Source organism: Shimia gijangensis (assembly GCF_900142085.1).
Taxonomy (GTDB): domain Bacteria; phylum Pseudomonadota; class Alphaproteobacteria; order Rhodobacterales; family Rhodobacteraceae; genus Shimia; species Shimia gijangensis.
In genome coordinates this window covers 108,177-134,142 of the sequence record NZ_FQZQ01000005.1, presented here as the reverse complement: position 1 = coordinate 134,142, position 25,966 = coordinate 108,177, and the positions used below count along the sequence as shown (strand labels likewise).

General features: G+C 55.1%; 24 protein-coding genes. 17 read left to right on the top strand and 7 right to left on the bottom strand.

The features are described from left to right. The first annotated feature begins 11 nt into the window (after positions 1-11). Both BUC32_RS06260 and BUC32_RS06255 read left to right on the top strand, forming a co-directional pair. Complete coding sequence (locus BUC32_RS06260; protein ID WP_073250760.1) at positions 12-740, top strand: SDR family oxidoreductase; 729 nt, start codon at positions 12-14, stop codon at positions 738-740. Positions 741-766: 26 nt separating this feature from the next. Further along, the gene (locus BUC32_RS06255) at positions 767-1,606 is read left to right on the top strand and encodes a fumarylacetoacetate hydrolase family protein (protein WP_073250759.1); all 840 of its coding nucleotides are present in this window, start codon (positions 767-769) and stop codon (positions 1,604-1,606) included. A gap of 188 nt (positions 1,607-1,794) precedes the next feature. On the opposite strand, the gene BUC32_RS06250 is transcribed toward BUC32_RS06255, so the two are convergent. Continuing rightward, on the bottom strand, positions 1,795-2,388 hold the full coding sequence (locus tag BUC32_RS06250; protein WP_073250757.1) for a LuxR C-terminal-related transcriptional regulator: 594 nt from the start codon (positions 2,386-2,388) through the stop codon (positions 1,795-1,797). A 109-nt stretch (positions 2,389-2,497) separates the two neighbouring features. On the opposite strand from BUC32_RS06250, the gene BUC32_RS06245 reads away from it, so the two are divergent. From BUC32_RS06245 to BUC32_RS06220, 6 genes are all read left to right on the top strand, one after another. Next, positions 2,498-3,694: a substrate-binding domain-containing protein gene (locus BUC32_RS06245; protein ID WP_073250756.1), complete on the top strand. Its 1,197-nt coding sequence runs from the start codon at positions 2,498-2,500 to the stop codon at positions 3,692-3,694. A 69-nt stretch (positions 3,695-3,763) separates the two neighbouring features. Beyond that, complete coding sequence (locus BUC32_RS06240) at positions 3,764-4,531, top strand: ABC transporter ATP-binding protein (protein WP_073250905.1); 768 nt, start codon at positions 3,764-3,766, stop codon at positions 4,529-4,531. Next, the gene (locus BUC32_RS06235) at positions 4,528-5,232 is read left to right on the top strand and encodes an ABC transporter ATP-binding protein (RefSeq protein WP_073250754.1); all 705 of its coding nucleotides are present in this window, start codon (positions 4,528-4,530) and stop codon (positions 5,230-5,232) included. Before BUC32_RS06240 ends, BUC32_RS06235 begins: the two co-directional genes overlap by 4 nt. Before the next feature lie 13 nt (positions 5,233-5,245). Next, positions 5,246-6,238 carry a branched-chain amino acid ABC transporter permease gene (locus BUC32_RS06230; RefSeq protein WP_073250752.1) on the top strand — a complete coding sequence of 331 codons (993 nt, stop codon included), beginning with the start codon at positions 5,246-5,248 and terminating at the stop codon, positions 6,236-6,238. 10 nt (positions 6,239-6,248) lie between these two features. Then, complete coding sequence (locus BUC32_RS06225; RefSeq protein ID WP_073250750.1) at positions 6,249-7,325, top strand: branched-chain amino acid ABC transporter permease; 1,077 nt, start codon at positions 6,249-6,251, stop codon at positions 7,323-7,325. After that, complete coding sequence (locus tag BUC32_RS06220) at positions 7,322-8,182, top strand: alpha/beta fold hydrolase (protein WP_245815138.1); 861 nt, start codon at positions 7,322-7,324, stop codon at positions 8,180-8,182. The genes BUC32_RS06225 and BUC32_RS06220 overlap by 4 nt, the downstream gene beginning before the upstream one ends. Positions 8,183-8,257: 75 nt before the next feature. On the opposite strand, the gene BUC32_RS06215 is transcribed toward BUC32_RS06220, so the two are convergent. Beyond that, a complete protein-coding gene (locus BUC32_RS06215) occupies positions 8,258-9,529 on the bottom strand; it encodes an NAD(P)/FAD-dependent oxidoreductase (RefSeq protein WP_073250748.1) in 1,272 nt (423 codons plus the stop codon). Positions 9,530-9,808: 279 nt separating this feature from the next. On the opposite strand from BUC32_RS06215, the gene BUC32_RS06210 reads away from it, so the two are divergent. Next, the gene (locus tag BUC32_RS06210) at positions 9,809-11,248 is read left to right on the top strand and encodes an aldehyde dehydrogenase family protein (protein ID WP_073250746.1); all 1,440 of its coding nucleotides are present in this window, start codon (positions 9,809-9,811) and stop codon (positions 11,246-11,248) included. 79 nt (positions 11,249-11,327) lie between these two features. On the opposite strand, the gene BUC32_RS06205 is transcribed toward BUC32_RS06210, so the two are convergent. From BUC32_RS06205 to BUC32_RS06195, 3 genes are all read right to left on the bottom strand, one after another. Beyond that, complete coding sequence (locus BUC32_RS06205) at positions 11,328-12,602, bottom strand: ABC transporter permease (protein WP_073250744.1); 1,275 nt, start codon at positions 12,600-12,602, stop codon at positions 11,328-11,330. After that, positions 12,599-13,405 (bottom strand): ATP-binding cassette domain-containing protein, encoded by an 807-nt coding sequence (locus tag BUC32_RS06200; RefSeq protein WP_073250742.1) that lies wholly within the window; start codon positions 13,403-13,405, stop codon positions 12,599-12,601. Before BUC32_RS06200 ends, BUC32_RS06205 begins: the two co-directional genes overlap by 4 nt. 102 nt (positions 13,406-13,507) lie before the next feature. Further along, positions 13,508-14,515 carry a taurine ABC transporter substrate-binding protein gene (locus BUC32_RS06195; RefSeq protein ID WP_073250902.1) on the bottom strand — a complete coding sequence of 336 codons (1,008 nt, stop codon included), beginning with the start codon at positions 14,513-14,515 and terminating at the stop codon, positions 13,508-13,510. 189 nt (positions 14,516-14,704) lie between these two features. Here BUC32_RS06195 and BUC32_RS06190 point away from each other — a divergent pair, with 189 nt between their 5' ends. Next, positions 14,705-15,673 carry a LysR family transcriptional regulator gene (locus BUC32_RS06190; RefSeq protein WP_073250740.1) on the top strand — a complete coding sequence of 323 codons (969 nt, stop codon included), beginning with the start codon at positions 14,705-14,707 and terminating at the stop codon, positions 15,671-15,673. Between the two features lie 3 nt (positions 15,674-15,676). Here the strand turns inward: BUC32_RS06190 and BUC32_RS06185 are convergent, their stop codons facing one another. Further along, positions 15,677-16,225, bottom strand: coding sequence for a helix-turn-helix transcriptional regulator (locus tag BUC32_RS06185; protein ID WP_073250738.1), 549 nt, complete (start codon positions 16,223-16,225; stop codon positions 15,677-15,679). 97 nt (positions 16,226-16,322) lie between these two features. Here BUC32_RS06185 and BUC32_RS06180 point away from each other — a divergent pair, with 97 nt between their 5' ends. From BUC32_RS06180 to BUC32_RS06150, 7 genes are all read left to right on the top strand, one after another. Beyond that, positions 16,323-17,621 carry an acetylornithine deacetylase/succinyl-diaminopimelate desuccinylase family protein gene (locus BUC32_RS06180; RefSeq protein WP_073250736.1) on the top strand — a complete coding sequence of 433 codons (1,299 nt, stop codon included), beginning with the start codon at positions 16,323-16,325 and terminating at the stop codon, positions 17,619-17,621. Between the two features lie 32 nt (positions 17,622-17,653). Next, on the top strand, positions 17,654-19,138 hold the full coding sequence (locus BUC32_RS06175) for an ABC transporter substrate-binding protein (protein ID WP_073250734.1): 1,485 nt from the start codon (positions 17,654-17,656) through the stop codon (positions 19,136-19,138). 71 nt (positions 19,139-19,209) lie between these two features. After that, complete coding sequence (locus BUC32_RS06170; RefSeq protein ID WP_073250732.1) at positions 19,210-20,157, top strand: ABC transporter permease; 948 nt, start codon at positions 19,210-19,212, stop codon at positions 20,155-20,157. Further along, on the top strand, positions 20,157-21,023 hold the full coding sequence (locus tag BUC32_RS06165) for an ABC transporter permease (protein WP_073250730.1): 867 nt from the start codon (positions 20,157-20,159) through the stop codon (positions 21,021-21,023). Before BUC32_RS06170 ends, BUC32_RS06165 begins: the two co-directional genes overlap by 1 nt. Further along, complete coding sequence (locus BUC32_RS06160) at positions 21,023-22,615, top strand: ABC transporter ATP-binding protein (protein ID WP_073250728.1); 1,593 nt, start codon at positions 21,023-21,025, stop codon at positions 22,613-22,615. Before BUC32_RS06165 ends, BUC32_RS06160 begins: the two co-directional genes overlap by 1 nt. A gap of 14 nt (positions 22,616-22,629) precedes the next feature. Beyond that, positions 22,630-24,087 (top strand): aldehyde dehydrogenase family protein, encoded by a 1,458-nt coding sequence (locus BUC32_RS06155; protein ID WP_073250726.1) that lies wholly within the window; start codon positions 22,630-22,632, stop codon positions 24,085-24,087. A gap of 9 nt (positions 24,088-24,096) precedes the next feature. Beyond that, positions 24,097-24,843 carry an SDR family oxidoreductase gene (locus tag BUC32_RS06150; RefSeq protein WP_073250724.1) on the top strand — a complete coding sequence of 249 codons (747 nt, stop codon included), beginning with the start codon at positions 24,097-24,099 and terminating at the stop codon, positions 24,841-24,843. Positions 24,844-24,903: 60 nt separating this feature from the next. Here BUC32_RS06150 and BUC32_RS06145 read toward each other — a convergent pair whose 3' ends face one another. After that, positions 24,904-25,962 (bottom strand): saccharopine dehydrogenase family protein, encoded by a 1,059-nt coding sequence (locus BUC32_RS06145; protein WP_073250722.1) that lies wholly within the window; start codon positions 25,960-25,962, stop codon positions 24,904-24,906. Positions 25,963-25,966 lie beyond the last annotated feature (4 nt).

Here is a 25,966-nt window from a genome sequence, read left to right as displayed (position 1 = left end):
GGAACCTTATTATGAAACGACTCGAAGGAAAAACCGTCTTTGCCACCGCGTCAGCGCAGGGCATTGGGCGGGCCACCGTTGAACGCATGGCCGCCGAAGGTGCGCGCGTGATTGCGACGGACATCAACATTGCGCCGCTGGAAGGCGTGACAGGCATGGACGTGCGTCAACTCGACGTGACAGATGTGAACGCAGTGAATGCTGCCATCGCAGGTGCCGGAGAGGTTGATATCCTGTTTAACTGCGCTGGTGTTGTGCACGCGGGCAGCGTGCAAGACGCCACGCATGCGGATCTCGATTTTGCCTTTGCTCTCAATGTTAAGGCGATGTTTGATACCATTCGGGCCGTCTTGCCGGGCATGCGCGAACGCGGCAAAGGCTCGATTGTAAATATCGCGTCGGTGGCAAGTTCGACCATCGGTGTGCCGAACCGCTGTGTCTACGGCACGACAAAAGCAGCTGTGATAGGCCTGACAAAATCAGTGGCGGCGGACTATGTAGAAGAAGGCGTGCGGTGCAATGCGATTTGCCCGGGCACTGTTGATAGCCCCAGCCTGCACGAGCGCTTGCGTGCCACCGGCAATTATGAACAGGCGTGGACCGAGTTCAACGCACGTCAAAAAATGGGACGTATCGGTACGGCTGATGAAATCGCCGCACTGGCCTGTTATCTAGCCTCAGACGAGGCGGCTTTTACCACTGGGCAGGCAATGAACATTGATGGCGGCTGGACAATCTAAACTCAATAAGAACGAACGGAACGAACATGAAACTTTTGCGTTATGGCCCGCGCGGGGCCGAGAAACCCGGCCTTTTGGATGCAGACGGTCAAATCCGTGATCTGAGCGCGGTGGTCAGCGACCTTAGCGGTGATGTCCTGTGCAATCTGGATCAACTGGGAGATCTGAACACGGCCGAGTTACCGGTGGTTGACGGCAATCCTCGGTTGGGGGCCTGCGTCGCAGGAACTGGCAAATTTTTGTGTATTGGCCTCAATTACGCAGATCATGCAGCTGAGAGCGGCATGGACGTGCCATCGGAACCGGTTTTGTTTATGAAGGCCACCTCAGCGATTTGCGGGCCAAACGACCCCATCATCATTCCCCGCGGATCTGTTAAGACAGACTGGGAAGTTGAGTTGGGTGTTGTGATTGGCAAATCCGCCAAATACGTGACGGAAGAGAACGCACTGGATCACGTCGCCGGGTATTGCGTCATCAATGACGTATCAGAACGCGAATATCAGATTGAGCGTCAAGGCCAGTGGTCCAAAGGCAAGTCATGCGACAATTTTGGTCAAATTGGCCCGTGGCTGGTGACCCCGGATGAAGTCAGCGATCCCCAGTCATTGTCTATGTGGCTTGATGTGAATGGTGAGCGTGTTCAGGACGGATCAACCAAAACGATGGTTTACGGTGTTGCCCATCTGGTCAGCTATCTTAGTCAGTTTTTTACCCTACATCCCGGCGACGTTATTTCGACCGGTACGCCTCCGGGCGTTGGCCTTGGTTTCAAACCACCGCGCTACCTTAAGGCCGGAGATACCGTGCGTCTTGGCATTGAAGGGTTGGGAGAGCAGAGCCAGGTTTGTGAGAACGACGCATAAATTGCAGGGATTTCGGTGCGCTCTGAGGACGCAATTTGGTGCTCCTCAGAGCATGCACCGGACCTGTCGCGACTTGATCAGCTCCGTTGATAGCATTTACGGCCTCAAAGGAGATTGACTAGGGGATCGAAACGGACGGACGAAATCCGCCAAGACACGATCCGTATTGCGCCCATCACCTGTGTTGGTTACGACGATACAACGTGTTCTGTGCCGATGGCACCCAATGCCTGAAACAAGCCCGAGGTGTTGCTAACCCCAAATTTCTTGAGCATTTTCGCGCGATAAACCTCAACCGTTCGGTAGGACAGATCCAGCCTGAGAGCGATTTCCTTGCTGGTCAGCCCATCAGCCAGATGCGAGACAATCTCGCGCTCGCGACGGGTGAGCGGATGGTAAGGGCGCACTTCTGACAAGTCGGCAAAGCTCCAGACCGCGCGCATCAAAGGGTCTTGCGGCGTGAAAGAATGCCCCCTTGTGCGACACCAGAAAAGGCTTTTGTCCTTGCGGGCCATAATGCGTTCATCCCAGTACGAGTTCGTCTCTCTAAGTCTTTCAACACCCCTGTCGCGAATGTTCACAAACTCTTCGTCGCTAGGGTAAAGCATGGCAAAGGTCTGGCCTTGCAGTTCCTGTCGCTCGTAACCAAACATCGACGCAAAGACGATGTTGCAATCTCGCATTACGCGGTTTTCTGATACCACCAAACCGATTGGTGCATAGGTGAAGGCCAGCTCTTCAAACGAGCCCGTGCGATAGCTTTGATCGATAAGTGTTTCCACAATATTGATTTGTCACAGCGCTTGAGTGACCCTTTCCTCAGAGGATTCTACGAAGGCAATCTAAGCGTGACAATGCTTGGAACGCAAAAGTTCATTCAGGGAGGACCAAATGAAACCACTATTTAGAACCCTAGCAGGTGCGGTTGCAGGCCTGGCCATGGGCACCGCCGCCTGGGCTGATGACCCAATTAAAATTGCACTGGTACACGGCATTTCAGGCCATTCTTTCGAGGTCTTCTCGAAGCAGGCGCAAACCGGATTCGAGCTGGGTATCGAATATGCCACAGACGGCACTGGCATGGTCAAGGGCCGCAAAATTGAGATCATCCACAAGGATACGCAGTTCAAGCCCGACGTGGCGCGTGCTGTTCTGGCCGAGGCCTATGGCGACGACGAAGTATTGCTGGCCGTTGGTGCAACATCATCCGGCGTGACAAAGGGCTTGCTTCCGATTGCGGAAGAATACGAGAAAATCCTGATTGTTGAGCCTGCCGTGGCTGACAGCCTGACCGGGCCTGACAGCAACCGCTATATCTTTAAAACATCGCGGAATTCGTCAATGGATATGCAGGCGCAGGCATTGGCATTGAAGCCAGACGAAAACCTGCATGTTGCAACATTGGCCGAAGACTATGCCTTTGGTCGTGATGGCATCAAGGCGTTCAGAGCCGCGCTTGACGGTTCGGGGGCAACCATCGAGGCCGAAGAATACATTCCGCAAGGCACAACAGACTTCACAGCCGCAACCGAGCGTATGTTCAACGCGCTGAAAGACAAGGAAGGCCGCAAGGTTATCATGATCTACGTTGCCGGTGGTGGCGATCCGATGGGCAAAATTCAGGCAATGCAGCCAGAACGGTTTGGCATTGAGATTTCCACGGGCGGCCACATCCTGCCTGTGTTGCCTACATACAAGCGCGTGCCGGGCATGGAGGGCGCAATCTACTACTACTACGAGGCGCCCAAAAACGAGGTGAACGACTGGCTTGTGAAAACCCACCAAGAGCGTTTTGACGGCCCGCCGGATTTCTTTACGGCCGGTGGTATGGCAGCGGCTATGGCTGTTGTGAAAGCTCTGAACACGGCTGAAGAACTGGAGACCGAAGCGCTTATCACTGCGATGGAAGGCATGAGCTGGGAGACCCCGAAGGGCACAATGACATTCCGCCCCGAAGACCACCAAGCGCTGCAGTCGATGTATCACTTTAAGATCAAAGTTGACGAGAATGTCGACTGGGCGATCCCCGAGCTGGTCCGTGAGATCAAGCCGGAAGAAATGAACATCCCCGTTGGTCGCAACAACTAAGACCAATCACTGGCTCCGGCAGGCCCTGTTTGCCGGAGCCCATCTGAACCACATGAAATGAGCGTTCCCATGTCGCAGCCTTCGTTGGTGACAGAAAACCTGACCATCCGCTTTGGTGGCCATGTCGCGGTAAACGCCGTGAGTTGTGCCTTTAATCCCGGTGAGCTGACTGTGATCGTCGGCCCCAACGGCGCTGGCAAGACAACCTATTTTAATCTCATCTCAGGTCAACTGACAGCCTCTGAAGGACGTGTCCTGAAAGGTGGCGAGGACATCACGCGGCTTGCGCCTTCGGCCCGTTCCCATCGCGGAATTGGCCGCGCCTTTCAGCTGACCAACCTGTTTCCGGCGCTCACCGTGCTTGAAAACATCCGTCTCGCCGTTCAGGCCCGTTCAGGTCACGGCTGGCGGTTCTTCTCGCCCGCCTCACGCCTTGGCGCATTAAAACAAGAGGCCGATCAATTCTTGCAGGCCACCAAACTCTCGGACAAGGCCCACATGGCCGCAGCCGAATTGCCCCATGGCGATCAGCGCAAGCTCGAAGTTGCACTTTTGATGGCAATGGAACCTGACATCTACATGTTTGACGAACCAACCGCAGGCATGAGCCTTGATCACACGCCCGATGTCCTGAACCTCATTGCTACGCTCAAAGAAGACAAAACCAAAACCATTCTGCTTGTTGAACACAAGATGAGCGTCGTGCGGGCATTGGCAGACAGGATCATCGTTCTGCATAACGGAGAGTTGCTTGCTGACGGGCCTCCAGACGAAGTAATGCAAAGCCAGATCGTGCGGGATGTATACCTTGGATCCTCTGGGGAGGATGCGGCATGAGCCTGCTTTCTCTTTCCCAGATGAAAACCTCTATCGGCCAGTATCATGTGCTGCATGATGTGACGTTTGATGTGCCCGAAGGCGGTGTTTTTGTGCTGTTGGGTCGTAACGGAGCTGGCAAGACCACAACCCTGCGTTCGATCATGGGGCTGTGGAAACCAAGCCCCGGATCGGTGCGTTTCAGGGGCGAAGATATCGCGGGGCTGCACGCCTCGGACATTGCCCGCAAAGGGATCGCCTTTGTGCCCGAGAACATGGGTGTTTTTGGCGGTCTGACCGTTGAGGAAAACCTCGTGCTTGCCACAGCCAAGGGAAAATTTGATGACGTGCGTCTCAAACGTATTTACGATTTGTTTCCAGCACTAGAGCAGTTTTGGACCAAGCAGGCTTGGTCTCTTTCGGGTGGACAAAAACAGATGCTGTCTGTCGCCCGCGCCATCATAGAACCACGCGAACTTATTCTTATTGACGAGCCGACCAAGGGTCTTGCGCCTTCGATCATTGACGGTATGGCCGAGGCGTTTGCCGAGATTGGTCAAAGCACGACGATCCTCCTTGTCGAACAGAACTTCAACTTTGCTAAACGGCTGGGTCAGGGCATGGCCGTGATCGACGATGGCCACATCGCCCACACCGGAACTATGCCAGACTTTGCGGTCGATACCGCTCTGCAAGAGCAACTTCTCAGCTTGTCGTCGTGAGGGAAAAGATCAGATGAACCAGATTTCTCAAACTCTCGAACGTTTTGGCGGAGTGTACCTCTTGCCCGTCATTGTTGGTCTAATCGCCTTTGTGCTGATCGGTGCACCGTCGAGCTGGGTTACGCTCACTGTGGCGGGGCTGTCGATGGGGATGATGATTTTCCTCATGGCGTCGGGCCTGTCGCTTATTTTTGGGTTGATGGATGTGATGAACTTTGGCCACTCGGCCTTTGTCAGCTTTGGCGCCTTCGTGAGCGCAAGCGCGCTTGCCTATCTGTCGGGCTGGCTTGGCGCAGACAGTGTGGCACTCAATATTCTGGCTTTGTTTCTGGCCTTTGCTGCAGCGCTGGCATTTGGCCTGGTCGCAGGTTGGTTTTTCGAAGTGGTGATTATCAAACCAGTTTACCACGATCACCTGCGCCAAATTCTGATCACAATGGGGGCCCTGATCGTCTCTGAACAGATCATCCTTGCCATCTGGGGCGGGGCGCCCGTTTCTGTGCCACGCCCTGCATTTTTGGAAGGATCCTGGTTAATCGGCGATGTCACCATCGAGATTTACCGTGCCTTTGCATTTGCACTTGGGCTGGCGGTTTATCTTGCGCTGTTCTTCGTTCTTACCCGCACTCGTATTGGTCTGTTGATCCGCGCAGGGGTGGAAAACCGCGAAATGGTCGAAGCTCTTGGCTATAAAATCAACCGGTTGTTTGTCGGCGTGTTTATGGTCGGCTCGGCTTTGGCTGCGTTGGGTGGCGCCATGTGGGCGGGGTACGAGACGCTGATTACCCCTGCGCTGGGCGGTGAGATGATGATTGTTGTGTTTATCGTTGTCATCATCGGCGGGCTTGGTTCTGTCGAAGGCACACTCTTAGGCGCGATCATGGTTGGTTTGATGGCCAATTACATAGGCTTTCTGGCCCCGAAACTTGCGCTGGCATCGAACATGATCCTGATGATGGCAATTCTTCTATGGCGGCCAAGCGGCCTCAAACCGGCCGTGAAGTGAGGAGAGGCGCGTGACACATTCATCCCCCGCCAGAGGCGAACTTTTCATCAAGGCGCTGGTACTGACCATTGGTGTGTTGCTGCTGTTTGCACCATTTCTGTTTCAGGACACACGTTCGCTCGAAGTGGCGGCCCGCATCTGCATCTTTGTGGTGCTGGTGGCGAGCTATGATTTGTTGATTGGCTATACCGGCATCGTCAGCTTTGCCCACACGATGTTCTTTGGCTTTGGGGCTTACGGAGGTGCCATCGCTCTGAAACAAATGGGCCCCGGGTGGGATGCGGTGATTGTAGGTGCGATAACGGGGTTGGCAGTGTCCATCATTGTTGCCATTGCCATCGGTCTTCTGTCGCTGCGCGTAAAGGCGATTTTCTTTGCTATGATCACACTGGCGGCGGCCTCGGTTGCTCTTGTTTTGGCTTCGCAACTGTCCGGTCTTACCGGTGGCGAAGACGGGATTACTTACAAAACTCCGCAGGTGTTCAAGACCGCGACCAAGTTGCTGGTGGATGAAAACGGCAAAGTCGCCCGCCTGTTTGGTGTTAAACTCAATGGTAAACTGGCGGCCTACTATTTTGTTTTTGCAACCTCCCTGGCGTTGTTCATTCTGTGTCTGCGCATGGTTGCCTCTCCACTTGGAACCGTGTTGAAAGCGATCCGCGAAAACGAGGCCCGTGCCGAGGCTATCGGGTATCGCGTTGTGGCCTATCGCACCTTCGTATTCTGTATGGCCGCCGCAGCAGCATCCCTGGCCGGAACGATCTATGCGATCTGGCTGAAGTATACCGGTCCTGACACCGCGCTTAGCTTTACCATTATGATCGACATTCTGTTGATGGTTGTTATCGGCGGAATGGGCACGATGTATGGCGCGGTGATCGGTGCAGTTTTGTTGGTGCTTGCCCAGTATTACTTGCGAGATCTGATGGGCGTTGCTGCTGAGTTTTTTCATGGTGTGCCGGTGTTGCCCGAGCTGTTTGACCCGGATCGCTGGCTGCTTTGGCTTGGTATCATTTTCATTCTGTTGGTTTATTTCTTTCCCAAGGGCATTGCTGGCACGATCTGGACCAAGGGAGCACGCGATTGATCACGCCACGTCATGAATTTATCGCAGCCTGTGGGCATGAGATACACGTCACGCTTTGGGGAGATCCTGCGGCCAAGCCGATTGTCATGTGGCACGGTCTTGCACGCACCGGCCGGGATTTCGACGAATTGGCCGGCGTGCTCGGTGAAAGCCATTTCGTGCTTTGCCCCGATACGTTTGGGCGTGGTTTATCAAGTTGGTCGGTCGCCCCAGAAACGGACTATTCTGTCGCCCATATGGCGGATACGGCAGAGGCGTTGTTGGATCATTTCGATCTAAACCAAACCGGCTGGCTTGGCACCTCTATGGGCGGGCTGATCGGAATGTATCTGGCGTCAGACCACCGTGCCGAACGGCTGAATTACCTCATTATCAACGATATTGGCCCCGAGGTTCCCCAAGACGCCGTCGACCGCATCCTTACCTATGCGGCTGATCTGCCTGTGTTCGCAAGCTTTGGCGAAGCCGAGACTTGGCTACGCACAGTCTATGCGCCGTTTGGCGAGGCCCCCGACGACTTTTGGCGTCGCATGACGCTGACGTCGCTGCGCCGTCGAGATGATGGCATGTTAACGTTACACTATGACCCGCAAATCATCAGACAGTTTGATTGTTTTGCCGACGAGCTGAACAGCTGGGATCGCTATGCCAGAATTTCACTGCCAACCCATGTTCTGGCGGGGGCGTATTCTGACATACTGACGACCCCGATTTTGGAACGAATGTGCACCGAAGGTCCGCTGCCGCAGGTTTCGGTGTTTGACAACTGCGGCCATGCGCCTGCGCTTGCCAGCCCCGAAGACATTGATTTTTTGTGTTCGGTTATTGACCGGTTGGAAAGTCGTGAGCACGCCTAACTGCGTTCAAATCCGGGTGGTCAGTATTTGCAAAATCGCTCGCGGCAATCGTTTTGCGGCGGCTGGTCACTTCGCTCAGAAACCTTTCCAAAACTGGTTTATCGCGAACGCGGTGTTGAAAAACACACTCTTCAGTCTTTGGTTCCGAACAGGGTGCAAATCGGTTACTGGCACAGGCAAGCGGTCTTCGCGTGCTCCGATCATCAGGTCGGCCAGAGCCTGACCAAACAGTGTGCCAGTGATAATGCCCCGTCCGTTGTATCCAATTGGTGCAAAAAGGTTTTCGGACGGGCGATGAATCCGGAAGATATGATCGGGTGTCATCGCAATCTTGCCATGCCAGGCGCTTTCAAACGCCACTGGCCCAAGAGCAGGGTAAATCCGCCGGAGTGTTTTGCTTGCCCATCGCTGGGACAGGCCTTTGATATTGCCATGAACTGCCCCCATCGACCCAATGATCAGCCTGTCAAAGTTGTCGCGCCGCAATGAAAACATGATTGGCGCAGTGTCCCAAAGCCCCTGATTTTCTTTTAAAATACCTGAGATACGCGACCCCAGTGGTTTTGTTGACAGCTGGAAGAAAGGGATGGTCGTATAGGATTGGCACAGGCCCGGCCACAGTTCGTCAGAGTAGGCGTTGGTTGCGATCACGACATATTTGGCTGTCACCATCCCCCGGGCCGTCCGCACATGCCAAAGCCCATTTTCACGAGACAGGGATTGGGCCGTAACACCTGTCGAGATTGTTGCGCCTGCGGTTTTGGCCATACGCGCCAGTCCGCGGGCAAAACCCATCGGGTTGATCGTTCCTGCTCGGTGATCCAGCAGCCCGCCATAAAAAGCAGTCGACCCGGTTTTGTCAGCCACCTCTGCAGCGTTCAGAAGGTTCACTTCAACGCCCATTTGCCGCCAGCCTTCAGCGCGGCGCTGCAAATCTTGGAACCCCTTGGGCGCGTGGGCTGCGTGGATGGTTCCTGAGCGATGGGGTTCGCAGGCAATCTGATGTTTCTCGATCAGAGAAAACACATAATCGGGCATGTCGCCCAATGTCTTCATCAATGGCACACTGGCCGTTTTGCCCAACATCGCATGCACGTCCTGCGGTGGCAGCCAAAGCCCGGCATTGACCAGTCCGACATTGCGGCCAGACCCTCCGTAGCCAATGTGCTGCGCTTCGATCACATGGCAATTCAACCCCTTTTGGGCTGCATGGTATGCTGTGGAAAGTCCGGTGTAACCTGCGCCGATGATTGCGACGTCACAAATGTCGTCGCTGTTCATAGGAGACCCGACGTCGGGTTCCGCAGAAGAATTGTCCCAAAGTGATATGGCTGTGGTCTCAGACACTGCGCCGACCTTCTGATGGTTGATTTCGAATCTCGTGGGCGGTCTTGAGACACGCTAAGTTGACCTTGGTGAGATTCCCAGCGCGGGTCAAATTGTGATGTTCACCCGGTAATTTTGACGCAAGGGTGACCGTGGTTCAGCTTAAAGCCATCAATTTTATTCAGGCAAAGCAGGATCACGCAGGATTTGCTTGACCTCGCAGCAATAATTCCAGAAGTTCGCGCATCGCGATGGCTTTGGGCCGGTCGCATTCCTGAGCATCATAATAGGGATTTTCTTATGCAGGACGCGCGCAAGTTTTACATCAATGGCCAATGGGTCAATCCACTCCAAGGACAGGACTTCCCTGTTATTGATCCTTCGACAGAAGAATCGATTGCGACGATCTCGCTTGGTGGGCAGTCGGACACGGATGCAGCAGTTGCCGCAGCTAAGGCGGCGTTTCCCAGCTGGCGCAAGTCATCCAAGGCAGAACGTCTTGAGTTGATGGAAAACATCCTCGACATTTATATGAAGCGCTCGGACGAGATGGGCGCCGTGATCAGCAGCGAAATGGGCGCGCCGATCGACATGTCCAAGATGCAGCAATCCGGCACCGGCAGCTTTCACCTTAAGGCGTTTATCGACGCGTTGAAGGGTTTTGAATTTGAACGTGGCCTGCGCGATGACGCACCCAATGACCGGATCCTTCATGAACCCATTGGCGTGTGTGCGCTGATCACCCCATGGAACTGGCCGATGAACCAGATCACCCTCAAAGTGATCCCGGCGCTGGCCACGGGTTGTACATCGATCCTCAAACCGTCTGAGCAATCGCCTTTGTCTGCTGTTTTGTTCTCAGAAATCCTGCATGAAGCTGGCGTGCCTGCCGGTGTATATAACATGGTGAACGGGGATGGACCGGGTGTGGGTAGCCAGCTGTCGACCCACAAAGACGTCGACATGGTCAGCTTTACCGGCTCAACCCGCGCTGGGCGCGCGATCACTATTGCGGGCGCGGACACCATCAAACGCGTGAGCCTCGAGTTGGGTGGCAAAGGTGCCAACATCGTGTTCGCTGATGCCTCAGAGAAAGCCGTGAAGCAGGGCATCCAGCGCTGCTTCAACAACACAGGTCAGTCTTGCAACGCGCCAACCCGTATGCTGGTTGAACGGTCGCGTTATGATCAGGCCGTTGAAGAAGCCAAAGCTGCAGCAGAGGCAACAACAGTGAATACCGCCGCCGAAAGTGGCCGCCACATTGGTCCGCTGGTGTCCGAGATGCAGTTCAACAAAGTGCAGGATCTGATCCAGAAGGGCATCGACGAAGGCGCCAATTTGGTTGCTGGCGGAGTAGGGCGCCCGGAAGGATTGAACCGGGGCTACTTTGTACGGCCAACCGTATTCGCGGATTGCAACAACGACATGCAGGTGATGCGCGAAGAGATCTTTGGACCAGTTCTGTCGATGATGCCATTTGACACCGAAGAAGAGGCAATCGCGATTGCCAATGACACGGAATATGGCCTGACCAACTACATCCAGACTTCTGACCCCGAACGTGCCCGCCGTGTGGCGCGTGAAGTGCGCTCTGGCATGGTCGATATCAATGGCCAGGCCCGCAGTGGTGGATCGCCCTTTGGAGGTATGAAGCAATCCGGCAATGGTCGCGAAGGCGGTATCTGGGGACTGGAAGAGTTCCTTGAGGTGCGTGCCATCGGTGGCTGGCCTGCTGAGTAAGCTCAGCGCTTAAGACAAAGAAAAAGGCCCGCGAACCGGTTTGGTTCGCGGGCCTTTTTTGTTTTGAATTAGCAGTGGATCAGCTGCGGCCTTTCCATGGCACCAGGAAGTTCTCGGCTTTGCGCATCAGGATATCGATGCCAAAACCAATCACCCCAATCAGGATGATCCCCATCAGAACGATGTCTGTCAGGGTGAACTTGGACGCGACCATGATCATCATGCCAGCGCCTTCTGTCGCAGCCACAAGCTCGGCCGCAACAACCGTTCCCCAACAAACGCCCATGGCAACACGGGCACCCGTAAAGATGTCAGGTAAAGAGTTCGGGATGATCACGTGACGCATGATCTGGAACTTGCTGGCTCCGAGCGAATAAGCCGCGTGCACCTTAGGCACGCTGACGCCGGATACGCCTGAGCGCGCAGCAATCGCCATGATCCACAATGAGGCGAGGAACAAGAGGATGATCTTGCCAGTTTCGCCAATGCCGAACCAGATGATGATCAAGGGGATCAACGCCAGCGGCGGCACAGGGCGCATGAACTCCACAATCGGGTCAAACCAACCGCGGAACCAGCCATTCAGCCCCATGGCATAGCCCAGCGGAATGCCCACAAGCGCACCAAACAGGAAGCCTGCGATCACCCGAAATAACGAGTATCCAAGGTGGGTTACTAAGGTGCTGCCGCGATAGCCTTCGGTGCCGATTTCGACAATACGGCTTACAACCGCTTCGGGTGGTGGCAAATAGACTGGATCCATTTGCAGACCACCGGGAGGCGTATAGCTGATCGCACCTTTGTCGGTCAGAGCGAAACGTCCTTTGTCAGTCTTGATCGGATTGCCTTTGGAAATGGGTTCTCCGTCAATGGCTACAACCGAGGCCCCCATTTTGCGCGTGGTTTCATCGTTTTTGTCAAACAGGATCGTTTTGGAACGCGACGCGGTCATCGACACAGCGTCATTCTTTGCCATGCCATCGCCCGGCTCAACTTCGAATTTCTCGGTATCTTCGCCGAAGTTGTAGACACGGACGGAAACAGTTCCATCATCGCGGGCACCGGCACCATCATCCAGCGTGTAGTCAAACGAGACTTCACCAACAAAAGGGCCAGGCGCCTGCAAAAAGCCCGGTACAAATTTCGATCCGGTAAATGCCCCCCAGATCAGAAAGATCGTCAGAACCGAAATGATGCTTGCTGCGCGGCTGGACACAACGGCGCTTTCATCTCCAAATGTCACTGTTTTCAGCGAGGTGTAGTCCGACTGCGAACGATGCACGAGTGTCTTGATGATGAAAAAGGCACCGGCAAAGATCGCGATATAAACGAGAAGAATGATTAACCCGGTCATTGTGAATCCTCCGTGCGGCCCATAATTTCTTCTTCCATGTCCCAGATCATTTCGAGGATTTCCTCGCGGGTACTGGCGTAATCAGGGTGTTTCTTGACCTCGCGCAAATCCGCGCCCACGCCCAGGTCAGCAAACGGCAGACGGTACTCTTTGTGGATACGTCCCGGACGCGGTGCCATAACCAGCAGGCGTTCACCCAAAAGCAGAGCTTCTTCCACCGAGTGAGTGATCAGAATAATGGTCTTGCCGGTTTCTTTCCAAAGTTTCAGAACAAGACCTTGCATCTTTTCACGGGTCAGCGCGTCAAGAGCTCCGAGCGGTTCATCCATCAGGATTACGTCGGGATCATTGGCCAGACAACGGGCCAAAGCCACACGTTGCTGCATGCCCCCGGACAGTTCGTAAATCGCCTTGTCTTTGAAATCGCCAAGCCCTGTCACATCCAGCAGGTGATCAACATGCTCGCCATATTGGGATTCTTTCTGGCCTTTCATGCGCGGGCCAAAGCTGACGTTTTCGCGCACGTCCATCCATTCGAACAGCGCGCCTTGCTGGAACACCATGCCGCGTTCGGCGTCTGGTCCTGTGCAAGTGTGACCGTTCATGACGATCTGGCCTTCGGTGGGCGCCAGAAAACCCGCGACGATATTCAAGAGAGTGGTCTTGCCACAGCCCGAAGGCCCAAGCACGCTCAACAGTTCGCCTTCTTTCAAGTGTAGAGAGACATCTTTCAATGCTTGCACCGCACTCCCATTGGGGAGGTCGAAGCGCATCGAGATGTTCTCGATGGACAGTCCTGACATAGCCAGCCTTCCTTATTGTTCAGTATCGTGGGGGACGTCGGAGTGCCGACGTTGAACAAAATACGGGCGGCGGACTTATATCCGCCGCCCGGAATGTTCGACTTACATGCCGCCTGCAGCTGCCAGCGGACCAGTGTTTACAGCGCCATCGTAGGAATCAAGCGCGCTGTCGATGCTTTTGGCTTCAACAAAGACGTCTGCGACACCTTTCATGAAGGTCTGAGCGTTGCCACCCAGCCAACCTGCGCCCATCTGCTCTTCCACGGTTGGGAAAGAGAAGGTCGCGATGGTTGACATGGTCGACTCTTCGTCCATGCCCGCGTCCTTAGCAATCACAGGAAGCATTTTGGCCTGGTTCGCTTCGTCGGCCCACATCGCGTTCGCGTCGGCTGTGACTTTGAGGAACTTGGCGACCAGATCGCCATTTTCCGCAACCCAGCCAGAAGGCCCGGAAGTCACATCAAATACCAATATGCCCAGTTCAGTTTTTTCGTCGCCCGTCAGCAATACGTTGCCGTGCTCAAGTGCGCGACGCAGCGAGCCACCCCAGCCGCAGAACATGTCGATTGAGCCTTGTGCAATGGCTGCCGCCGCATCCGGTGGGTCCATATCGACCACTTCGATGGATCCGACATCGACGCCAAAGTGGCTCATCTGCTTAAGGAAGCCATAGTGAGCGGCCGTGCCCAATGGGACAGCGACTTTTTTGCCCGCAAGTTCGCCAGCGTTCGTTTTGTCGATTTCAAGCTCAGAGCGCACAACACAGTTGTCGTTGTCTGCGTAGCTTACCGCGACGTCGAGAATCTGAAGGTCCTGTCCGGCACTGGTGGCAACTACGAAAGGAGGCAGGCCTTGGCTGACAGAAAGGTGTACATCGCCTGATGCCATGGCCGCCGACATTTTCACGCCGGATTCAAAGCTGACCCAGTTGACTTTGACGCCCAGCTCTTCGTCGTAGGTGCCCATTTGTTTGGCGTACTCAAATGGCATTGGCCATTCGAGGAAATACGCAACCGTGATCTCATCCATCGCCATCGCCTGCGATCCGGTCAGCATTGCTGCACTGGTGGCCAGCGCCGCGATGGTGCCCTTAAGATGTTTCGAATTCATTTTACACTCCCTGGTAATGTGTGTTGCCCAGCCATTTTTTTGCTGACCTTTCAGGCATTCCCCATCTCGCATGATTTTCAGTGCAATTGTCCATCAATTCTTTTAGTTTTGAAATTTATAGAATAGATATTCGAAAAATTCGAAAAATTCGAAACTTTCGAAAAATGCCTTTGTGCATGGGAGACACTGATGAATAAACCAAACCTTAGTCTGCGCGGATTGGAGGTTTTTCAGCTTTTGGCCAAATCGGGATCAGTGCAGAAAGTGGCCTTTGACACTGGCTTGTCGATTAGCACGGTGTCCCATCACCTAAAAAGCGTCGAGGAAAGTCTTGGTGTTAGTCTGGTGGATCATTCACGACGCCCGATGATTCTAACCCCGGCAGGCGCAATTTTTGTGCGCTACGTGGAGGATGGGCTCAAGCTGATCCGACGTGGAGAAATTGAACTCACGTTGGGCAATCTCAACGAGGTGCGGGATTTGCGATTGGGCATTGTGGATGATTTTGACAGCGAATTGTCCCCCGAGCTGGCGCAGCTGTTAGCTGAAGCAATGCCCAAGTGTGTATTCAAACACCACACTCGCCCAAGTCACCAGATCATTCGACTTTTGTATGAACAGAAACTGGATGCCGGGGTCGCGACGCGCCCGATTTCTGATCTGTCTAATTTGGTCGAGTATCCATTGTTGCGCGATCCGTTTGTTCTGGCGGTACCGCACGGCAGCAAAATTGCACCCGAAGACTATTTGGCAGGCGTTTCAGGGCTGCCATTCCTTCGGTATTCTCAGAACCAGATTATTGGAACATTGATTGAAACACAGCTGCGGCGATTGAAGATCAGTTTACCAAACCGTTTTGAGCTGGAAAGCAACCCATCTATTTTAGGAATGGTTGCTGAAGGCAGCGGCTGGGCGATCACCACCCCGGCAAGTTATGTGCGCGCCCGGCGATTTCACGGTCGCGTTGAATTGCATCCATTTCCGGGCAAAGGTTTTGCGCGAACTATCGCGTTGTTCACGCTCGAAGATTATCCCAAGGCCATGGCAGATATGATTGCCGAAACTCTGCGGCGCCTGATTACACGACACTACCCGGAACCGATTTTGCGCAGTTTCCCATGGCTTGCGCCGGATTTTCGCGTGTTGTCTGATCCCTGAAAATCAAAGCCCGACCACATGGCTCAGCAGTTCGATCGTGTTGTTCACGCCGAATTTTCGCAATAGCCGCGTGCGCACATCATCGACCGTACGCGGGGACAATCCCAATGCACGGGCGATTTCCTTGCTGGTTTTCCCGCTGCTCAACCCGACAATGACTTGTCTTTCGCGGGGGCTCAGAGGAACGCCGGGATTGGGCAAGTCCAGCTCGGCAAAAGACAGAACGATTTCGGCAAGAGGGTCGCTTGGCTGCAGTGTTGCTGCCCGCACCCGGCACCAGAATTGGTCACCGTTCTTGCGTTGCATCAGGCGTTCATCGCTAAAAGGGCGGCCAGATTTCAGGTCGCTAAGGCCCATATTCCTGACCCGGTCAAAGTCGCTGTCTGACGTATAGAGAACACGAAAGGATTGGCCTTCAAGTTCGTTCGGATCATAGCCGAACATGCGGGCAAATTCGTGATTGCAGGCCCGAATTATTCTTTGTTCCGAGATTACAATTCCTATGGGCGCATGTTGAAAGGCCCGCATCCATTTTTCATCTTCGATCTGCATCGCTCGCCTATCCGTAATGTTACGGTATTGCCCAAAGGGGTCGCGCCAACGGATACTAAAACAAGATAAGATCAATGCACCGGGGCGGTTCATCTAAATGACAGCACATCACAGGCCTGAATCCAAGCTGAATGAAGCCATTGAACGGCGGCGCGAGGATTTGATTGTCCTGACACAGGAACTGATCCGGATCCCGACCCTAAATCCTCCAGGCGAAAACTATCGTTTGATCTGCGAGTATCTGGCTAACCGGTTGAAAGTCGTAGGGTTTGAGATTGAGATGGTGCGTGCCGAAGGTGCACCGGGCGATAGTGCGAAGTATCCGCGGTGGAATGTAGTTGCCCGCCGTGAAGGCAAACGTACCGGGCAATGTGTGCATTTCAACTCGCATATTGACGTGGTCGAGACCGGTCATGGCTGGACCCATGATCCGTTTGGCGGCGCACTGGTCGACGGGCGCATTTACGGGCGTGGTGCCTGTGATATGAAAGGCGGTCTCGCGACTTCGATCATTGCTTGCGAGGCGTTCTTAGAGGTTTACCCGGATTATGCTGGTGCCATCGAGATATCAGGCACGGCAGATGAAGAATCCGGCGGCTATGGTGGGGTGGCTTATCTTGCCGAAAAAGGCTTTTTCTCGCCCGAGCGCGTTCAGCATGTAATTATTCCCGAACCTTTGCACAAAGATCGTATCTGTCTTGGACACCGTGGTCTGTGGTGGGCTGAACTGGAAACCAAGGGGCGCATCGCCCATGGGTCGATGCCATTTCTAGGCGATTGTGCGGTGCGCCATATGGGGGCGGTGATTGATGAGCTGGAAGATAGCGTGTTTCCGGTTCTTAAAAACCGGCTGACAGAAGCGCCCGTCATTCCGGAAGGGGCGCGCAACGCAACAATGAACCTCAATTCGATCCACGGCGGGCAAACCGAAATTCCAAAGGAAGACGGTGGGTTGCCGTCGCCTTGTGTGCCTGACAGCTGCCGCCTTGTCGTGGACCGCCGTGTCCTCTGGGAAGAAAATCTGGAGGAAACCAAACAAGAGTTTCGGGATGCAGTTGAACGGGTCAAAGCCCGCCGCGACGGCTTTGACTACGAACTGCGCGACATGTTCGAAGTCCGCCCGTCGATGACTGACAAAGACGCACCCGTGGTGCAAACCGTCACCAAGGCAATCGAAGACACGCTGGGGATCACACCCGAATATGTGGTGTCGCCGGGAACGTACGATCAAAAACACATTGACCGCATTGGCCAGCTGAAAAACTGCATAGCCTATGGTCCGGGTATTCTGGATTTAGCCCACCAGCCCGACGAATATATTGACGTAGACGACATGGTAGCATCTGCTTGTGTCATGGCCGCATCGCTGGAACAGCTGTTGGTTGTGCCAGAGTGACGCCAAAAGAATAGTAGTTCAGGGAGGAACTGATGAAATTTACATCTAAACTCGCATTTGCCGCTTCGGCGCTTGCCCTTTCCGTATCCGCCGCTTGGGCGGATAGCGGAGAGATTTCAGTTGGCATGGCGCTGGAGCCGCCACATCTCGATCCGACAAGTGCTGCCGCTGGCGCCATCGATCAGGTGCTCTATGCAAACGTGTTTCAGGGGTTGACCCGATTTGCCTCGGACGGCTCGATCATTCCAGGTCTCGCGGAAAGCTGGACCATTAGCGATGACGGACTGACCTATGTGTTTCAGTTGCGCCACGGCGTGAAATTTCATGATGGAACGGATTTTGACGCCTCTCACGTGGTTTTTTCGCTGGACCGTGCCCGCGCAGAAGACTCTACAAACGCACAAAAAGCTCTGTTTGCCGACATTGCCTCTGTTAAGACGGGGGATCACTATTCGGTGATTGTGACACTGTCCAAACCAAACGGCTCACTCTTGTTCAATCTGGCCTGGGGTGACGCGGTGATAGTGAGCCCGGAGTCCATCGACACCATCAAGGAAAAACCAATCGGCACAGGTCCGTTCCGGTTTGTTGAGTGGGTCAAGGGGGACCGCATAGAACTTGAGCGTACGCCTGATTACTCGTGGGGCGATCAAGTCGCGTTGGACAAGGTCACCTTCCGCTTTATCTCGGATCCAACCGCCGCTTTCGCCGCCGTGATGTCCGAAGATGTGGATGTGTTCCCTGTGTTCCCGGCGCCAGAAAACCTCGCTCAGTTTGATGCTGATCCGCGTTTTCAGGTGCTCGTCGGCTCGACCGAAGGCGAAACCATCCTTTCGACAAACAACAAACTGCCGCCGCTGGATGACGTGCGTGTGCGCAAAGCAATTGCCCACGCGATCGACCGCAAGGCGATCATTGACGGTGCCATGTTTGGCTTTGGCACACCCATCGGCACACATTTTGCGCCGCACAACCCGGCTTACCTCGATCTGACAGGGAACTCGGCCTACGATCCGGAAATGTCCAAATCCTTGCTGGCGGAAGCTGGCCTTGCAGATGGCTTTACCACCACGTTAAAACTGCCACCCCCCTCGTATGCCCGTCGCGGTGGCGAGATTATCGCGGCACAATTGCGCGAAGTTGGCATCAACGTCGAGATTTCCAATCTCGAGTGGGCACAATGGCTGGAGCAAGTGTTCCGTGGCAAAGATTTTGGCCTGACCATCGTTTCGCATACCGAGCCAATGGATATCGGCATCTATGCGCGCCCCGATTACTACTTCCAATATGACAACCCCGAGTTCCAGGCTCTGATCACTGAACTGAATGCAGAAGCCAAGGCTGATAAGCGGACGGAACTGCTGCACAAGGCGCAGACGATGATCTCCGAGGATTACGTCAACGGGTACCTCTTCCAATTGGCGGCAACTGGCGTGGCCAATGCCAAGCTGCAGGGCCTTTGGGTCAATGCACCAACACAAGCCACTGACCTGACCGGCGTGTCCTGGGCCGAGTGACCTGGCCACATTAACAAACAGGTCTCCGAACACGTTCGGGGGCCTCCACCACGGGGAACGGTTCAACCATCATGCTGCGCTATAGTCTCAAGCGGTTTCTGTCGCTGCTGATCAGTCTGCTGGTGGCAAGTATCGTCATCTTCGTGGTGATCGAGATCGTCCCGGGCGATCCGGCCACATACATGCTGGGCATCAATGCTCAGGAAGACACGATTGCCGCCCTGCGCGAGGAACTTGGCCTGAACGCCTCCAAGCTTGAACGTTACTGGAATTGGTTGAGCGGCATGATGGTGGGCGATTTCGGCACGTCCTACACTTATCGTTCCCCGGTCAACGAGTTGATTGGTGATCGGATTTGGGTTTCCTTGCCGCTGGCATTGATAGCGCTGACTCTCTCGACCGCTATTGCTTTCCCCATTGGTATCATTGCGGCGTCGCGCCGTGGATCGGTCACCGATATGTCGGTCATGGGCGCCACTCAGCTGGGTGTCGCTATCCCGAATTTCTGGTTTGCGATGATCCTTGTTTTGATCTTTGCGATCAATCTGCGTTGGTTTGCTTCTGGCGGCTTCCCCGGTTGGGACGAAGGTGTTTTCGCGGGCCTCAAGGCTTTGACGTTGCCTGCAATTGCTTTGGCCCTGCCGCAAGCCTCGATCCTTGCGCGCGTCATGCGGACCTCCCTGCTGGATACGTTGTCCGAAGATTTTGTCCGCACTGCACGCGCCAAAGGCCTGTCCAAGGCCAAAGCCTTGCGTCGTCATGCGCTGCGCAACGCGTTGATCCCGGTGCTGACCATCATTGGTTTGCAGTTCTCGTTCATGCTGGCAGGGGCCATCATCATTGAAAACGTGTTTTACCTGCCAGGGCTTGGCCGCCTGATTTTCCAAAGCATTTCTCAGCGTGATCTGATCGTGGTGGAAAGTGTGGTGATGTTGTTGGTCTTTGCGGTGGTGCTGGTGAACTTCTTTGTCGATCTTACCTATGCGCTGGTGGATCCACGCCTTCGAGGGAGACAGTGATGAGCCTGACCACAGCCCCCCCCCGCAAGCCGTCTCTCCTGCGTACAATCACGAGTTCGCTGAACCTGACGCTGGGCCTTTTCATTATCGTGGTTTTTTTTGGCGGAGCGCTGATCTCGCTGGTCTGGACACCGTTTGATGTGGCCAGCCTTGATATTCCCAACAAGTTAAAGGCACCCGGCCTGCCGCATCTGATGGGCACGGATCACTTTGGTCGCGATGTATTCTCAATGATCCTTGTGGGCGCACGCACATCGATTGCAGTGGCTGTTGTGGCCGTTGGCATTGGCATGGGGCTTGGTGTGCCATTGGGGCTGGCTGCGGCTGTGCGCCCCGGCAGTTTCATGGACGAGCTGATCATGCGCGGCAATGATCTGGTGTTTGCCTTTCCGGCTCTGCTGATCGCCATCATGATCACGGCGGTGTTTGGTCCCGGTGCAGTCAACGCCATTCTGGCCATTGGCATCTTTAACATCCCTGTTTTCGCACGCTTGTCACGCGGTGCCGCGCTCAGCCTGTGGACCCGTGATTTTGTTTTGTCGGCACGTGTGGCGGGCAAGGGAGCGGTGCGAATTTCTTACGAACATATCCTGCCCAATATCCTCAACCTTCTGATCGTGCAGGGCACCATTCAGTTTTCGCTGGGCATCTTGGCTGAAGCTGGCCTCAGCTATGTCGGCCTTGGCGCACAGCCGCCGATCCCAAGCTGGGGACGGATGCTGGCCGAAAGCCAGACTATGATCAGTTTTGCGCCGCATCTGGCCCTGTTTCCGGGCCTTGCCATTGTGTTCACCGTATTGGGGTTAAACCTCATGGGGGATGGGTTGCGCGATATTCTTGATCCCAAAATTCGGAGGGAACGGTGATGGCGTTGCTTTCGATTGAAAACCTCAACCTGTCGATCCACGGCATTGATATCCTTCGGGATGTGTCGATGTCAGTTGAGGCGGGCAAAGTGTTGGGTGTGATCGGAGAGTCCGGGTCAGGCAAGTCCATGACCGCCAACGCCGTGATGCAGCTTTTGCCCAATGGCACCGACTGTTCCGGCACAATCCTGCTTGAAGGGCAGAACCTCTTGGATCTTCACGAAGGTCAGATGAACAGGTTGCGGGGAAAAGACATCGGTATGGTGTTTCAGGAGCCTATGACTGCGCTCAATCCGGTCAAAACCATCGGCGCTCAAGTGGCCGAAACTTTGTTGATCCACAAAGCCGCCTCAAAACCCGAAGCGCTGCGCATTGCACGGGAAACCCTCAATCGGGTTGGTTTGCCCGAAGACCGTTTTCCGATGTCGCGTTATCCGCATGAGCTGTCTGGAGGGCAACGTCAGCGGGTAGTGATTGCTATGGCGATTGCGCTGAAACCAAAGCTTTTGATCGCGGACGAGCCAACCACGGCTTTGGATGTGACCACGCAGGCACAGATTTTGCGGCTTCTAAAACGCCTTATCCAAGAAGATGACATGGGGCTTATTCTGATCACTCATGATCTGGCGGTGGTGTCGGATATGGCCGACGATATGGTCATCATGCAGAACGGTGTGGTTGTCGAACAAGGGCCCGCCGCAACGCTCTATCGTGATATGCAGCATCCCTACACCAAGGCCTTGTTTGAAGCCTCGAGCCACATACCGGATCGGGATTATGCGGATGAACGCGGTGCGGACCCGTTGTTGGAAGTGCGCAATGTCATACGGGACTACACTCTCCCACGCACAAAACTGTTCGCCGCTCCGGGGTATTTTCGTGCTGTGAACGATGTGAGTTTTGTCATCAACCGGGGTGAAAGCCTTGGGCTTGTCGGCGAAAGCGGTTGCGGAAAATCCACTCTCACACGCGCGCTTTTGGGGCTGGAACCTGTGCAAAGCGGCGACATTCTGTTTGACGGCGACCCGGTTGTGAAAAACGGCCTCGTGGTGCCCGACATCCGACGCAAGATGCAGGTGGTGTTTCAGGACCCTTATGGGTCGTTCAATCCGCGTCACAAGGTGTCTCGACTGATCACCGAACCTTACCATCTGTTGCCTTCGTCGCCCACTGGTGCAGACCGCGATCGTGCTATTGCCGAAGCGCTGGAAAGCGTCGATATGCCCGCAAGTGCTGCCGAAAAATACATTCACGAGTTTTCGGGTGGCCAGCGTCAACGCATTGCCATTGCTCGCGCTCTGATTATCCGACCCGAGTTGATTATTCTCGATGAAGCGGTCTCGGCGTTGGATGTCTCTGTGCGTGCGCAGGTGCTGGACCTGTTGTCGGACCTCTCGGATCGTTTTGGCCTGACCTATTTGTTCATCTCACACGATCTTTCGGTGGTACGCGCCATCACAGACCGGGTTTTGGTGATGAAATCCGGCAAGGTCGTGGAACGCGGGGCCACCGAAGACGTGTTTGAAAACCCGCAACACGCTTACACAAAAACACTCATTGATGCTGCGCCGCAATTGCCGGACGTGGCCTGAACAAGGCAAGTGACATGACCCTGAAAGACGATCTTTGGTACCCTTCGGATTGCTGCCTGATTGACGGTGAGTGGCGCGCTCCCATAGGGGGCGCGCGCATTGATCTGGTCGATCCGTCGGACGGGGGGCATCTGTGCCAGGTCGCTCGTGGCACCGACGGTGACATCGATACCGCCGTAAAGGCCGCCCAATCTGCGCTGGACGGAGAATGGGGACGTATGACAGCGGTAGATCGCGGGCGCGTCTTAACCCGAATAGGTCAACTGGTCCTCGAACGCACAGAAGAACTCGCCCGGATCGAAACCCGCGATGTGGGCAAGCCTTTGACGCAGGCGCGCAACGACGTAATCGCCCTTGCGCGGTATATGGAATTCTACGGAGGCGCCGCTGACAAAGTACATGGTGAAACGATCCCGTTTCAGGATGGCTACACCGTCTATACCTTGCGGGAACCCCATGGGGTGACCGGGCATATCGTGCCCTGGAATTATCCGATGCAGATCATTGGCCGCTCGGTTGGCGCAGCTTTGGCAATGGGCAATGCAGCTGTGCTGAAACCCGCTGAAGAGGCTTGCCTGACCGCATTGGCTTTTGCCGCCATCGCGCTTGAAGCCGGCCTGCCCAGGGGAGCGTTGAATGTGGTTCCGGGTCTTGGGGAAGAGGCTGGGGCCGCGTTGACCGCACATCCCGGCGTGCATCACATTTCGTTCACAGGATCGGTCAACACCGGCAGCCTTGTGCAAACTGCGGCGGCGCGAAATGTCATCCCCGTGACGTTGGAACTGGGAGGGAAATCGCCTCAATTGGTGTTTAATGACGCCGACATTGATCGCGCTCTGCCGTTCCTCGTGAACGCAGGTATCCAGAATGCTGGGCAGACCTGTTCTGCCTCGTCGCGCATCCTCGTTCAGCGCGGTGTGTTTGACGAGGTCCGTGACCGGATGGCGGAAAAGTACCGGGCGCTGCGGGTTGGTCCGGCGATGTCTGACATGGACGTTGGGCCTTTGGTGTCGTCCCGTCAAAAGGACATTGTGAACGGTTTTCTAAGCCGCGCAAACGACCTTAAGATAGCCGGACAGGCTCGCCTGCCTGACGATCTCCCACAGGCGGGCGCCTATGTGGCGCCAACTCTGTTGGCACCGGTCGACGCGGATCACGCATTGGCCCAGCAGGAGATTTTTGGACCAGTTCAAGTGATCATTCCCTTTGATGACGAAGAAGATGCTGTCCGCATCGCCAACGGCACGGAATTCGGGCTGGTGGCCTCGGTCTGGTCGGCAGACGGCGGGCGCCAGATGCGCTTGGCCAAACGTCTGCATGCAGGCCAAGTGTTCCTGAACAATTATGGCGCAGCAGGCGGTGTGGAATTGCCCTTTGGTGGGGTTGGGAAATCGGGCCACGGCCGCGAAAAAGGGTTCGAAGCGCTTTATGGATTTTCGACGGTCAAGACCGTCGCAGCATGGCATGGATGAGGTAAGGCTATGAGACTTCAAGGTAAAACAGCAATTGTCACTGGGGGCGCGTCAGGGTTTGGCGCAGGCATTGCGCGCAAGTTCGTGGCCGAAGGCGCACAGGTGCTGATCGCCGATCTGAATATTGAACTGGCCGAGGAACTGGCGCACGAACTCGGCGAGGCCGCTGTGCCGCTGGCGGTCAATGTGGCGGACAATGCCTCGGTGCAAGCCATGGCCAAAGTGATCGATCAAAAGTTCGGAACGCTGGATATTCTGGTCAACAACGCCGGGGTGACCCATCTTCCCAAACCGTTGGACGAGGTGACAGATGACGAATTTGATCGCATCATTTCGGTCAATGCGCGCGCCATTTTCCTCGCAGCGCGCCATTTTGTGCCAGCAATGAAAAAGGCGGGCCAAGGTGCCATCCTGAATGTGGCATCCACCGGAGGGGTCAGCCCACGGCCAAACCTCACATGGTACAATGCGTCCAAGGGCTGGGCGATCACCGCAACACGCGGCATGGCGGTCGAACTTGCACCCTTTGGCGTGCGCGTGAACGCGATCAACCCGGTGGCGGGCGAGACGCCATTGCTTAAATCCTTTATGGGCGAAGACACCCCGGAAGTTCGTGCCAAATTCCTGTCGACCATTCCCTTAGGGCGGTTTTCGACGCCCGAGGACATGGGGGCAGCGGCCTGTTATCTATGCTCGGACGAGGCCTCGATGGTCACGGGTGTTTGCATGGAAGTGGACGGCGGGCGCTGCATCTGAACAGTCCAGGGTATCGATGAAAAAGCCCCGCCTAAGCGGGGCTTTTCTTTTGCGGTGGGATTACCCGGCGTAGAGCGATCCGGTCGTGGTTGCCAAAAATGCGTCCAGCGGAATGTCTTCCTGTTTCAGGAAGCCTTGGTTCGGCAGGGTGCCATCCCGCACCATTTCGATAATGGCGACAACCGATCCGGCGGTTGTCCACGCGATGGCCGTGCGCTGTTTGCCTGCCACATCAATCGGGCGATAACCGCGGACAAACTCGTTGCGGCGCATCTGGCCATTGATGGTGCCTTCGGCTGCCGCGTGGACATAGACGATATCGTCATTTACCGGCGGCTTGGCGTTGACCAAGATCTCACCTGCTTCCTTGCGACGTTCGCGCATCAACAGCTCGTGGAAGAAGAAATTCATCATCTTGCCATGGCCCGGATACCGCATGGTTTTGTAATCCATATTGGCCACGCGCCCGGCATAGGTGTCGCACATCGTGCCAAGGCCGCCAGACGTGGTAAAGGCCTCAAGCTTCATGCCATCAATGTAGACGTCCTCGAACCATTCCATGGCCGAAACCATCTTGCGCGCGCCTTCTTCGATCACCTCGCAATCATTGAGGTATTCATTGACCACGCCCTCGGGCGACCAGTTGAACGAATAGCCCATAAGGCCCGTCGGGTGCTGAGGCAGGGCGCCGACCCGCATCTTACAACTGCGGCAGTCGTCAAACTCTTCGATCAGCGAGGCACCAACAATGCCGATGAACCCCGGCGCAAGCCCACATTGCGGCGCCATCAGACCCTTGGCGGTTTTACTAAGTTCAATGATGCGGTTGGTGGTGGGTACATCTTCGGTCAGATCGAAATAGTGAATGCCAGCCTGATGCGCGACCTCGGCCAGACGTGCGTTCAGGTGGTAGGGCAGGCAGGACAAGACCGCGTCCTGTGCCGCAAATTCCTGTGCAATTCCAGATGCATCGCCAAGGTCGATGGATTTGACGGTGAATGGCATGTCGCCTTTTGGGGCAACCAGATCAATGCCCGTGACGGTGAATCCAGACGCGTGCAACAATTCCGCCGCCAGCGTGCCGACCTTGCCCAGGCCGAGTACAGCAATGTTTTTCATGTTC